Annotated in this window: 10 protein-coding genes and 1 tRNA gene; 6 read left to right on the top strand and 5 right to left on the bottom strand. The window is 55.4% G+C overall.

The window, feature by feature from the left end; translation table 11 throughout:
* Window positions 1-8 precede the first annotated feature (8 nt).
* Both EXW94_RS08000 and mgtE read left to right on the top strand, forming a co-directional pair.
* Window positions 9-1,652: a multidrug ABC transporter permease/ATP-binding protein gene (locus EXW94_RS08000; protein WP_174339867.1), complete on the top strand. Its 1,644-nt coding sequence runs from the start codon at window positions 9-11 to the stop codon at window positions 1,650-1,652.
* A gap of 153 nt (window positions 1,653-1,805) precedes the next feature.
* The gene (gene mgtE, locus EXW94_RS07995; protein WP_042716638.1) at window positions 1,806-3,242 is read left to right on the top strand and encodes a magnesium transporter; all 1,437 of its coding nucleotides are present in this window, start codon (window positions 1,806-1,808) and stop codon (window positions 3,240-3,242) included.
* On the opposite strand, the gene EXW94_RS07990 is transcribed toward mgtE, so the two are convergent.
* Window positions 3,205-4,494 carry a SulP family inorganic anion transporter gene (locus tag EXW94_RS07990; RefSeq protein WP_174339950.1) on the bottom strand — a complete coding sequence of 430 codons (1,290 nt, stop codon included), beginning with the start codon at window positions 4,492-4,494 and terminating at the stop codon, window positions 3,205-3,207. The genes mgtE and EXW94_RS07990 overlap by 38 nt on opposite strands.
* 187 nt (window positions 4,495-4,681) lie before the next feature.
* Between EXW94_RS07990 and mqo the strand changes: the two genes are divergently transcribed.
* Window positions 4,682-6,331, top strand: a complete 1,650-nt coding sequence (gene mqo / locus EXW94_RS07985) for a malate dehydrogenase (quinone) (RefSeq protein ID WP_089597942.1) — start codon at window positions 4,682-4,684, stop codon at window positions 6,329-6,331.
* Window positions 6,332-6,424: 93 nt separating this feature from the next.
* On the opposite strand, the gene eco is transcribed toward mqo, so the two are convergent.
* A complete protein-coding gene (gene eco / locus EXW94_RS07980; protein ID WP_174339866.1) occupies window positions 6,425-6,931 on the bottom strand; it encodes a serine protease inhibitor ecotin in 507 nt (168 codons plus the stop codon).
* Between the two features lie 202 nt (window positions 6,932-7,133).
* On the opposite strand from eco, the gene EXW94_RS07975 reads away from it, so the two are divergent.
* Both EXW94_RS07975 and EXW94_RS07970 read left to right on the top strand, forming a co-directional pair.
* A complete protein-coding gene (locus tag EXW94_RS07975; protein WP_010433451.1) occupies window positions 7,134-7,394 on the top strand; it encodes a DUF2534 family protein in 261 nt (86 codons plus the stop codon).
* Window positions 7,395-7,519: 125 nt separating this feature from the next.
* The gene (locus EXW94_RS07970) at window positions 7,520-8,707 is read left to right on the top strand and encodes an MFS transporter (protein ID WP_126816604.1); all 1,188 of its coding nucleotides are present in this window, start codon (window positions 7,520-7,522) and stop codon (window positions 8,705-8,707) included.
* A 35-nt stretch (window positions 8,708-8,742) separates the two neighbouring features.
* On the opposite strand, the gene EXW94_RS07965 is transcribed toward EXW94_RS07970, so the two are convergent.
* From EXW94_RS07965 to EXW94_RS07955, 3 genes are all read right to left on the bottom strand, one after another.
* Window positions 8,743-8,819: transfer RNA gene (locus EXW94_RS07965), tRNA-Pro, on the bottom strand.
* A gap of 73 nt (window positions 8,820-8,892) precedes the next feature.
* Complete coding sequence (gene yejM / locus EXW94_RS07960; protein ID WP_010433458.1) at window positions 8,893-10,650, bottom strand: LPS biosynthesis-modulating metalloenzyme YejM; 1,758 nt, start codon at window positions 10,648-10,650, stop codon at window positions 8,893-8,895.
* Between the two features lie 19 nt (window positions 10,651-10,669).
* Window positions 10,670-10,897: a YejL family protein gene (locus EXW94_RS07955; RefSeq protein ID WP_001135586.1), complete on the bottom strand. Its 228-nt coding sequence runs from the start codon at window positions 10,895-10,897 to the stop codon at window positions 10,670-10,672.
* Window positions 10,898-11,031: 134 nt separating this feature from the next.
* Here EXW94_RS07955 and yejK point away from each other — a divergent pair, with 134 nt between their 5' ends.
* Entirely contained in the window at window positions 11,032-12,039 is a 1,008-nt protein-coding gene (gene yejK / locus EXW94_RS07950) for a nucleoid-associated protein YejK (RefSeq protein ID WP_008500957.1), read from the top strand.
* Window positions 12,040-12,062: the final 23 nt, after the last annotated feature.

The following is a 12,062-nucleotide window of genomic DNA, read 5'->3' as shown; positions in this document are numbered from 1 at the left end:
TGCTCTGCATGCAACTACTTCTTCTTGTCTGGCGTCAGTATCGCTGGCCTTTTATTGCGGTGATGGCGTTAAGCCTTGCCAGCGCCGCGCTGGGTATCGGCCTGATCGCCTTTATCAACGTCCGTTTGATTGAAATGGTCGACACCTCGCTGGCCGTTCTGCCGGAATTCCTGGGTTTATTGCTGCTGCTGATGGCGGTCACGCTGGGTTCACAGCTGGCCCTGACCGCGCTCGGCCACCACTTCGTTTTCCGTCTGCGCAGCGAATTTATCAAGCGGATCCTCGATACGCAGGTTGAGCGCGTGGAGCAACTCGGCAGTGCCTCCCTGCTGGCAGGGCTGACCAGCGACGTGCGCGCCATAACCATCGCCTTTGTGCGTCTGCCTGAGCTTGTGCAAGGTATCATTTTGACCTTCGGTTCGGCGGCCTACCTTGCCTGGCTCTCCACTAAAATGCTGGCGGTTACCGCGCTGTGGATTGCCATTACCATCTGGGGCGGGTTCCTGCTGGTGTCGCGCGTCTACAAACACATGGCGGTACTTCGCGAAACCGAAGATAAACTTTACAACGATTACCAGACGGTGCTGGAAGGGCGCAAAGAGCTGACCCTGAACCGCGAGCGCGCTGAGCATATTTTCAATAATCTCTATATCCCGGACGCGCGCGAATACCGGCATCACATCATTCGCGCTGATACCTTCCACCTGAGCGCGGTGAACTGGTCGAACATTATGATGCTGGGTGCCATTGGCCTGGTATTCTGGATGGCGAACAGCCTGGGCTGGGCGGACACCAATGTGGCGGCAACCTACTCGCTGACGCTGCTGTTTTTGCGCACGCCGCTGCTCTCGGCCGTCGGTGCGTTGCCCACCTTGCTGAGTGCGCAGGTGGCGTTTAACAAGCTTAAGAAGTTCGATCTCGCGCCGTTTAAGGCTGAATTCCCGCGCCCGCAGGCTTTCCCGAACTGGCAGACGCTGGAGCTGCGTAACGTCACGTTCCGCTATCAGGATAACGCCTTCTCCGTGGGGCCGGTTAACCTGACGATTCACCGTGGCGAGCTGCTGTTCCTGATTGGCGGCAACGGCAGCGGTAAATCCACACTGGCGATGTTGCTGACCGGGCTTTATCAACCGCAGTCGGGCGAGATTTTGCTGGACGGTAAGGCGCTGAGCGCAGAGAAACCGGAGGATTACCGTAAGCTGTTCTCGGCGGTATTTACCGACGTCTGGCTGTTTGATCGGCTGCTGGGGCCGGAAGGCCAGCAGGCCAATCCGGCGCTGGTGGAGAAGTGGCTTGGGCATCTGCAGATGTCGCACAAGCTTGAGCTTCAGGACGGCAAGATCCTGAACCTTAAGCTCTCGAAAGGGCAGAAAAAGCGCGTGGCGCTGCTGCTGGCCCTGGCGGAAGAGCGTGACATCATCCTGCTGGATGAATGGGCGGCCGATCAGGACCCGCATTTCCGCCGCGAGTTTTATCAGGTGCTGCTGCCGCTGATGCAGGAGATGGGCAAAACCATTTTCGCCATCAGCCACGACGATCATTACTTCATTCACGCCGACCGTCTGCTGGAGATGCGCGACGGCACGCTGAGCGAGCTGACCGGTGAAGAGCGCGATGCAGCATCGCGTGACGCGGTGGCGCGCACGGCCTGAGTGCGATTGTGCCGGGTGGCGGCTTCGCCTTACCCGGCCTACTTTTTTTAACCTCCCTCGCTGTTTTTTTACCCATCCCGCCCCGTTGTTTATTCTTATTTACATATCCCCGCGCTATGCTTAATGCCAACTCATTTAATGGATTTATGATTGATGTCGGTATTAAAGAAAAACAGCGCCAGACAGCGTGACCAGGAGCGTGCGCGACTTATCTGGCTTCTCACGACCGATAAAGCGGTCACTTCTGCGTTATTAGGCAAACTGACCCTGGCTGAGCAATATGATGTCGGCACCTTAGCCGACGATATTGCTGAGGTAGGCGCGCTGGTTGCTCATTTACCCCCGCCGGATCTGGCGGATACTCTCGAAGCGCTTCCCTCGGAAGAACGCCACGCCCTGTGGCGGCTGGTGCAGGATCACGAGCGCGGACAGGTGTTGCTTGAGGCGTCGGAAAACGTCTGGGACGACCTGATCGATGAGATGAGCGACCGCGATATCCTGGATGCCCTGCAAACGCTGGATATCGACGAGCAGATTTACCTCGTTCAGCACCTGCCGCGGAACCTGACCGGTCGCCTGCTGGCGTCACTGCCTGCGGAGGAGCGGGCGCGCGTGCGTCAGGTGATGCACTACGAGAAAAACAGCGTCGGCGCGATCATGGAGTTCGGCGTCATCATGGTGCGTCCTGACGTCACGCTCGGTACGGTGCAGCGCTATTTGCGACGTCTGGGCAGCATGCCGGACAACACCGATAAACTGTTCGTTACCTCCCGGGACAAAACTCTGCTCGGCGAGCTGGAGCTGAAAACCATCCTGCTGAACAGTACCCAGCGGCGGGTGAGCGAGGTGATGGAAACCGAGCCGATGGTCTTCTCCCCGGAAGACGATGCGGAAAAAGCGGCACGAACCTTCGAACGTGACGACCTTGTGAGCGCGGCGGTAGTGGATTCCGTCGGCAAGCTGATGGGGCGTCTGACCATCGATGAAATCATTGACGTGGTTTATGAAGAGACCGATAACGATTTACGTGCTCTCGGTGGGATCAGCGCGGAAGATGACGTCCATGCGTCCGTGGGCAAAGCGGTCAAAACCCGCTGGGCGTGGCTGGCCATTAACCTCTGTACCGCGTTTATCGCCTCCCGGGTGATTGACGGCTTTGAGCATACCATTTCACAGCTGGTGGCGCTCGCCTCGCTGATGCCGATCGTCGCAGGGATTGGTGGTAACACCGGAAACCAGACGATAACCATGATCGTTCGCGCCCTGGCGCTGGAAAATATTCAGCCGGGTAACTTTTCGTGGCTCATTTTTAGAGAGATGGGCGTCGCGCTCATTAACGGCCTGGTGTGGGGCGGGATTATGGGCGGCATCACCTGGTGGTTGTACGACGATATGGCGCTGGGCGGCGTGATGATGCTGGCGATGGTGCTGAACCTGCTGGTGGCGTCGATAATGGGCGTGATTATCCCGCTGACGATGACCAAACTGGGGCGCGACCCCGCGGTGGGGTCGAGCGTGATGATTACCGCCATCACCGATACCGGTGGTTTCTTTATTTTTCTTGGGCTGGCGACGATTTTTCTTCTGTAGCCCGACGTTTAATGCGGGCGGGAAGCAGTGCCATGACGATAATCCCGCCCAGTACGCCAATCGCCAGATTCCCGGTTGATACCGTGGCGGCAACGGTGACCAGCATGACCACCGTTTCCGCTATCGGGGCATTTTTTACCGTTGCAGGCTGAAGGCTGTGCCAGCTAAAGGTTTTAACGGCGACAATCGCCATGATCCCCGCGAGCACCGCCATCGGGATTTTGGCCATCACTTCGCTGAGCGCCGTCACCAGAATCAGCAGCACGATGCCCGCCGCAAGCGTTGAAATACGGCTTCGGCCCTTGCCCATCTCTACGTTGACGATGGTCTGTCCGATCATCGCGCAGCCCGCAATGCCGCCATAAAAACCCGACAGAATATTGCCGACGCCTAATCCAATGCTTTCGCGGCGTTTACTTGACGGCGTTGCGGTCAGCTCATCCACCAGCTTTGCCGTCAGCAGGGATTCCAGCAGGCCGACAAACGCGATGCTCAACGCGCACGGCCAGATAATGCTCAGCGTCTGCACATTGAGCGGAACCAACAGCTCGGTAAGCCCCGGCAAACCGCCGCTCATGGAGCCTTCATCGCCCACGGTCGGCAGGATTTGGCCGGTTGAAACGGTGAACAAGGTTAACAGCACAATCGCAATCAGCGGGGAAGGGATGCTTTTGATATAGCGCGGCACCCACAGCACGATCAGCAGCGTTAGCACGAACAGCCCCACAATCAGCGGGCTTCGGCTCCAGAAATGCGGCACCTGTGCGAAGAAGATCAAAATGCCCAGGGCGTTAACAAACCCGGTCATGACCGACTGGGGAATAAAGCGCATCAGTCTTGCCATGCCCAGTACGCCAAACAGAATCTGAATCACGCCAGCCATCAGCACGGCGGGAAGAATGTACTGTACGCCGTGCTGATGCACCATTGGGCCAATGACCAGCGCCACGGAACCGGCCGCGGCCGTGACCATCGCCGGACGACCACCGAGTACAGACAGGGCAAGACACAACACCACGGAGGCGATCAGGCTGACCTTCGGGTCAACGCCCGCCACCACGGAAAATGAGATGACCTCGGGGATCAGCGCCAGAGCGGTGATCACGCCCGCCAGCATTTCACGCGTCAGCAGCTTAGGGGAACGCAGCACGTTGGCTACGCGGTCTTCGGAGGATAAAGCTGAATGGGGTAAGGACATAACAGTTCGCTGGTTAGGGCAGGCTTCCGTGCGCGCGATCACAAAGTGCAGCATAGTATCCACAAAATTCAGTGATTGCCAGTTGCCAGCGTAATCCCCTACAAACAATCCATCATTAAATTTCACAATTACAATAATTTCGTAACCTTTAAACAATATTTAAAAGTTGTTACCGTGCCCCCGCAGCTTTTTTCACCTGCAATTTCCACGCATCAAGCACTTTTACACTAAGGCATAAATTATGAAAAAAATGACTGCCATGCTCTTTTCTCTGGCCGTGGGGCTTAACACCGTCTCAATGGCGGCGAAAGCAGACGCACCAAAAGAGCAGGAAACGGACGTCCTATTAATTGGTGGCGGTATCATGAGCGCCACGCTGGGAACTTATCTGCACGAACTGCAGCCGGACTGGTCCATGACCATGGTTGAACGCCTCGATGGCGTGGCGCAGGAGAGCTCTAACGGCTGGAACAACGCCGGTACCGGACACTCGGCACTCATGGAACTGAACTATACGCCGCAGAAAAAGGACGGTTCCATTAGTATCGAGAAGGCGGTAGAGATCAACGAAGCGTTCCAGATCTCACGCCAGTTCTGGTCACACCAGGTCAACAGCGGCGTGATGCACGATCCGCACTCCTTCATTAACACCGTACCGCACATGAGCTTTGTGTGGGGCGACCAGAACGTCAACTTCCTGCGCGCGCGCTATGCCGCTCTGCAGCAGAGCACCTTGTTCCGCGGGATGAAATACTCTGAAGATCATGCCCAGATCAAAGAGTGGGCACCGCTGGTGATGGAAGGTCGTGACCCGAATCAGAAAGTAGCAGCGACCCGTACCGAAATTGGTACTGACGTCAACTACGGTGAAATTACCCGTCAGCTGGTCGCGTCTCTGAAGAAAAAAGAGAACTTCAATCTGCAGCTCAGCACCGAAGTGCGTGGCTTTAAGCGCAACGCGGACAACAGCTGGAGCGTGACCGTTGCCGATCTGAAAAACAATGAAGCCGAACACGTGATCAAGGCGAAATTTGTCTTCATCGGTGCCGGCGGTGCAGCGCTGAAGCTGCTGCAGGAGTCCGGTATTCCTGAAGCTGATGACTATGCGGGCTTCCCGGTCGGCGGCCAGTTCCTGGTCTCTGAAAACCCGGAAGTGGTGAACCGTCATCTGGCGAAAGTGTACGGTCAGGCTTCCGTGGGCGCGCCACCGATGTCCGTTCCGCACATCGACACCCGTATGCTTGACGGCAAACGCGTCGTACTGTTCGGGCCGTTCGCGACGTTCTCCACCAAGTTCCTGAAAAATGGCTCCCTGTGGGATCTGCTCAGCGCAACCACCACCTCTAACGTGAAGCCAATGATGGACGTGGGGCTGGATAACTTCGATCTGGTGAAATACCTGATTAGCCAGGTGATGCTCTCTGATGACGATCGTTTCGAGGCGCTGAAAGAGTACTACCCGCAGGCGAAGAAAGAAGACTGGCGTTTATGGCAGGCGGGTCAGCGCGTACAAATCATCAAGCGCGATCCTAAAGAAGGCGGCGTGCTGCGTCTGGGTACCGAAGTGGTGAGCGATAAAGATGGCACCATTGCCGCGCTGCTGGGTGCGTCACCGGGTGCGTCTACCGCTGCGCCAATCATGCTGCATCTGATGGAAAAAGTGTTTAAAGATAAAGTCGCCAGCCCGGAATGGCAGGCGAAGCTGAAAACCATTATTCCATCTTACGGTACGAAGCTGAACGGTAACGTGGATGCGACGGAGCAGGAGCTGGAGTACACCAGCCGTGTACTGCAACTGCAGTACGTGAAGCCACAGGCGGCGGATGCTGCGCCAAAAGCGGAGCTGAAGCCTCAGGCGGAAAACAAACCGGTTGCGGATATCGCGCTGTAGTGTAAAAAAGCCGGGTGGCGCTGACGCTTACCCGGCCTACGTTCGATGTTGTTTTGTAGGTCGGGTAAGGCGAAGCCGCCACCCGACTTATTTTTAACGTACGACCGCTTGTCCGACAGTTTCATCTGCCTTCCACACGCGATACTTCACTTCCACGTTTTCAGGCGTATAGACCACGATCGGCAACTTGCTGTTATAGCGCAGCAGGCTGTTATCACCCAGATACGCGGTGACAAATTTCTTCTCTTTTTTGCCGTCCGGACACGCCATCATGGTGGAAACCGGCGACGTCACTTTGTCGAAGACATAGTAGTCGTAACCCCAGCCTTCCAGGGTTTTGCTTTCCAGCTGACCGCCCAGACGGTGCTGGTTGCAGTCCACTTCCAGCGTCTTGCCGATTAACAGCTCGACTTTAAAGTTCGCTTCTTCCTGCTGCGCCGGTAACTGAATTACCTGACGCTTCATCCCTTTTTCCGCTTGCGGATACGGCGCGACTTTTTCAAGCGGCTGTTCACTTTGCGTGTTACTGGCGAAAGCCCCGGTGCTGACACAGGCGGCGATAAGAGCGATAGTATATTTAGGTGCGTTTTTCACAGTCATTCCTTTAAGTCAAAACGATCCTGCCGAGATTAACATAACCACCATGAATGACTGGAGTGATTTACTTATATTTTCATTGAGTGTAGTGTAATAAACTGCATTTATGCATTAAAAAAGGTTTTTAATGCTGGTGTGGAGTCGGTGGGGAGATCGTGTTATTTTAAGCGTCAGATAATGTTATTCATCTGTAAAGGGAAGAGAGATGGTTCGCGCAAAACTGAAAACACCTGAAGGCCGTAAATTCCTGCTGGCGCTGCTGGTTGTGTTTATGATTGCTGCTGCATGCGTTGGACGGGCAACCATTGTTGGCGTCATTGAACAGTACAACATTCCCCTCTCTGCATGGACGACCAGCATGTACGTTCTGCAATCGGCGATGATCTTTGTTTACAGCCTGGTGTTCACCGTTCTGCTTGCCATTCCGCTGGGCATTTTCTTCCTGGGCGGACGCGATAAGCACTGATCGTTTATCGGCGAGAATCAAGCCAGCCTCTCGGCTGGCTTTTTTTATGTCTGATGATATTTATTCGCATTTCCAGGATATTCTGTGTCGAACGAGATGGTTCTACAGAAAGCAGGAGATGCTCAATGTTATCCCGGTTTGCAACGCTCAGCCGGATCCCGAAAGGAGTCTGGGTTGTAGGTGGCGTTAGCATGTTGATGGATATCTCCTCGGAGATCATTCACAGCCTGCTGCCGTTGTTTATGGTCACAACGCTCGGTGCCAGCGTGATTTTCATCGGTCTTATTGAAGGTTTGGCAGAAGCCACGGCGCTGTTTATTAAAGTCTTTTCCGGTGCAATCAGCGACTACCTCGGCAAGCGAAAAGGGCTGGCGGTGTTGGGCTACGGGCTGGGCGCGCTGAGCAAACCGCTGTTCGCCATCGCCTCGTCATCCGGCATGATTCTGGGGGCACGACTCATCGACCGGGTGGGGAAGGGCATCCGCGGCGCACCGCGGGACGCGCTGGTCGCTGACGTGACGCCGCCCGAACTGCGCGGTGCGGCGTTCGGTCTGCGTCAGTCTATGGATACCATCGGTGCATTTCTTGGCCCTTTGCTGGCCGTCGGGTTAATGCTGCTGTGGAACGACGATTTTCGCACCATATTCTGGATCGCAGTGATCCCCGGCGTGCTCGCGGTAGCGTTACTTTTCTTCGGACTTCGTGAACCGAAAACCCCTGTCGAACATAAGCGAACCAATCCGATTAAAAAAGAGAACCTGAAGCGACTGGGCAAAGGCTGCTGGTGGGTCATTGGACTGGGGGCCGTCTTCACTCTGGCTCGCTTTAGTGAAGCGTTTTTGGTGCTTCGCGCGCAGCAGTCGGGCGTCCCGCTGGCGTTGATCCCACTGGTGATGGTGGCCATGAACCTGCTCTATTTCCTGTCAGCCTATCCTTTTGGCAAGCTCTCAGACGCAATGAGCCACACCCGGCTGCTGCAGTGGGGATTGGTGGTATTGATAGGTGCCGACGTTGTGCTGGCGCTGAGTTCCCACTGGGGCGGGATTATTTTAGGCGTCGCGCTGTGGGGCTTGCACATGGGGATGACGCAGGGACTGTTGGCGGCAATGATTGCGAAAACTGCACCAGCGGATTTACGCGGCACCGCCTACGGCATTTTCAGCATGGTCAGTGGCGTTGGCTTGCTTATTGCCAGCGTGGGGGCAGGAGCGATCTGGGAAGCGGCAGGCGCAGAATATACGTTTTATGCCGGGGCGGTGATTTGCCTGGCTACGCTGGTTTACTTGCGTAAAACGCCGGACGCGCTGCAATAAAAAAACCAGCCGTAAAAGGCTGGTTTTAAAAGTTTTGGTCGGCACGAGAGGATTTGAACCTCCGACCCCCGACACCCCATGACGGTGCGCTACCAGGCTGCGCTACGTGCCGACGCATGAAAGGAATACTACTCGATTCCTTTTTGAATGCAAGGGGAAGAACGCGCTAACTGGTTTATTATTAATCAGTTAGCGATAAACCGTTTCTCGTCCGTCAAGACCTGCAACAGCAGGCTGAGCTGTGGTTTTTGGTCCTTCAGCTTCTCGCCCTTCAGGTTATAGGTCTGATAACTCCCGTTACTGTTCAGTACCAGCGTCAGCTCAGGCGTCGTGACCGCCAGCGTATTGCCACCTGCGGCAGTCACCCAGTTGTGACGACGAGTGGCGCTAAAGAGATCTTGCCCCTGAGAGTACTCGTTAGCAGGCGTGCTGACGTGCAACAAGCGCTGCATCAATGTGGTCATCACATCTTTATGATCGGTAAGCATATTGATGCGCTGCGCAGGGGTACCCGGCCAGTGAACGATCAGTGGCACATGCAGGTTCGGACGTGACCAGGCCATGCTCTCCATATCGTCGCCCAGCGGCACGCCATGGCCTGCTGTGATAATCACTACCGTATTGTCCAGCTTGCCCGAGTCGTTCAGGGCGGTCAGCACGCGCGCAATTTGTGCATCAACATCACCTGCCGCACGCGTGTAACGACGGGTGAAGCCTTTCTGATTGCTGTCATCCGTTGTGCCGTTAAACGCAACCCAGGAGAACCAGCGGTTATCTTCCTGAGCGTAGCGCTGCAGCCAGTTAATCCACTGGTTTGCCGTCTGGGTGTCAGACTGGCTCTGCGCGGCAGGCAGAGAGAAATCAGAGAGCAGAGCCTGACGGTACAGCGAACTGTTGAAGCCATCGGACGCGAACAGCCCCAGCTGATAACCTTGCTGGTTAAGCCCGGTAATCAATGCTGCTGGCGTGCGTGAAGACAGTACGCCATCCATGTAGCTCGGCGATATCCCATAGAACAGGCCGAAAATACCCGCGTCGGTTGAGTTGCCCGAGCTCATATGCTGCGTAAAGGTGATGTTCTTATCTGCGAACGCCGCCAGTGCGGGCATCTGCTTCTCGTAGCGCGAATAGTTCAGACCATCAACGGTGATCAGCAGAACGTTTTGCCCGCGGCCCATGTCGCGATAGCGCAAATCGCTCAGCGGATACTGCACGCTGACCGCTTCCGGATTACCTTGCTCGACCAGGCGGCGCTGATACTCCTGCGCATCCAGCAGACCGTGTTTCTCAAGGAAACGACGTGCCGTCATCGGATACGAGAGCGGCAGGTTTGCGCGCTGCATGGTGATAGGACGATAGAAGTTCGCATCCGCCCAGATATACATGAGGTGCGAACTGATGAATGAGATGAAAAAGAGCGCAGCAACGGGCTTCGCGTAATGGCGCCGCCGGGTGAGGCTTCGCAGCTTCTGCCAGCTCCAGGTGGCGAACAGCATCTCAATCAGAAGAATAATGGGCACGCTGATAAACATCAGCTGCCAGTCACGTGCGGTCTCGTTCTGATCGGGGTTAATGACCAGCTCCCAGACAATAGGGTTGAGATGCAGGTGGAAACGGGTAAAGACTTCGCTGTCGATCAGCAAAAGCGTCATGCCCGCGGTCGCAAGGATGGCGGACAAGAACCGCATCAGACGCTGCGACATGACGATAAACGTCAGAGGGAACAGGATGAGCAGATAGGTGGCGAAGACCAGAAAGCTAAAGTGACCGACCAGGCTTATCCAGGAGTAAACACGTCCGATAAGCGTGGTGGGCCAGTCCGCCACAAACAGATAACGGCAGCCGAGAACCATCGCCAACAGAATGTTGAACAGGGCAAACCAGTGCCCCCAGCTGACCATCTGGGAGACTTTTTCACGGTAGCGCTGACGATTCGTCACCATAAACTGTTGTTCGTTTCCCTTAGTGTGCCTGGTCGTCGCTAACCGAGGACTGCAGTGCCTGGGCGAAAGATTTGGCGATCGCCTGACGTTGAGCCGGAGCAACGCTGGTGTTGATAAGGTTGGTAACCATATTTCCCAAAACCATCAGGGAGAGATCGGTTGGCGTTTTATGTTTTTCCAGTACGTTGACCAGCTCACTGAGCAGTTGTTCAACGTGTTCGTCACTGTAGCGGGAATGTTGTGGCATAAATCAAAATCAGTTTGTTGAGAGAAGGGCGACATATTACCGTAGCAACAGCTTTTTTTCCCCTTTTTTATCTTCTGTTGCACACATGCGCTGGTGGTGGTTGAATACCGCCCGGTCTAAAAGGAGAGTTTATCATGAGTCTGGAAATCAACCAGATTGCCTTGCACCAGCTTATCAAGCGTGATGAGCAAACCCTTGAAGTGGTGCTGCGCGATTCGTTACTTGAACCCACGGCGACCGTTGTGGAAATGATGGCGGAGTTGCACCGCGTCTACAGTGCTAAAAATAAAGCCTATGGTCTGTTCAGCGAAGAGAGCGAACTGGCGGATAGCCTGCGTCTTCAGCGTCAGGGCGAAGAAGATTTCCTGGCATTCAGCCGTGCCGCAACCGGGCGTCTGCGCGACGAGCTGGCAAAATATCCGTTCGCCGATGGTGGTATCGTCCTGTTCTGCCATTACCGTTACCTGGCGGTGGAATACCTGCTGGTGACCGTGCTGAACAACTTAAGCAGCATGCGCGTGAATGAGCAGCTGGACATCAGCTCGACGCACTATCTGGATATCAACCATGCGGATATCGTGGCGCGTATCGATTTGACCGAGTGGGAAACCAATCCGGAATCGACCCGCTATCTGACTTTCCTGAAAGGGCGCGTGGGGCGCAAAGTCGCCGATTTCTTTATGGACTTTCTCGGCGCCAGCGAAGGTCTGAATGCCAAAGCGCAGAACAAAGGTCTGCTGCAGGCGGTTGATGATTTTACGGCAGAAGCGCAGCTCGATAAATCCGAGCGTCAGACCGTGCGTCAGCAGGTTTACAGCTACTGCAACGAGCAGCTGCAGGCAGGCGAAGAGATTGAGCTGGAATCACTGTCAAAAGAGCTGGCAGGTGTGAGTGAAGTCAGCTTCCAGGAATTTACGGCTGAAAAAGGCTATGAACTGGAAGAGAGCTTCCCGGCGGACCGCAGTACGCTGCGTCAGCTCACCAAATTTGCCGGTAGCGGCGGTGGATTAACCATCAACTTTGACGCCATGCTGTTGGGGGAACGCATCTTCTGGGATCCGGCCACCGACACGCTGACCATCAAAGGCACGCCGCCGAACCTGCGCGATCAGCTGCAGCGCCGCACCTCTGGCGGTAAATAGCAGCCATAAAAAAACCCCGCAGA

It is taken from the genome of Enterobacter sp. JMULE2 (genome assembly GCF_013337145.1).
Lineage (GTDB): Bacteria > Pseudomonadota > Gammaproteobacteria > Enterobacterales > Enterobacteriaceae > Enterobacter > Enterobacter mori.
This window is presented reverse-complemented; position numbering and strand designations above follow the sequence as displayed.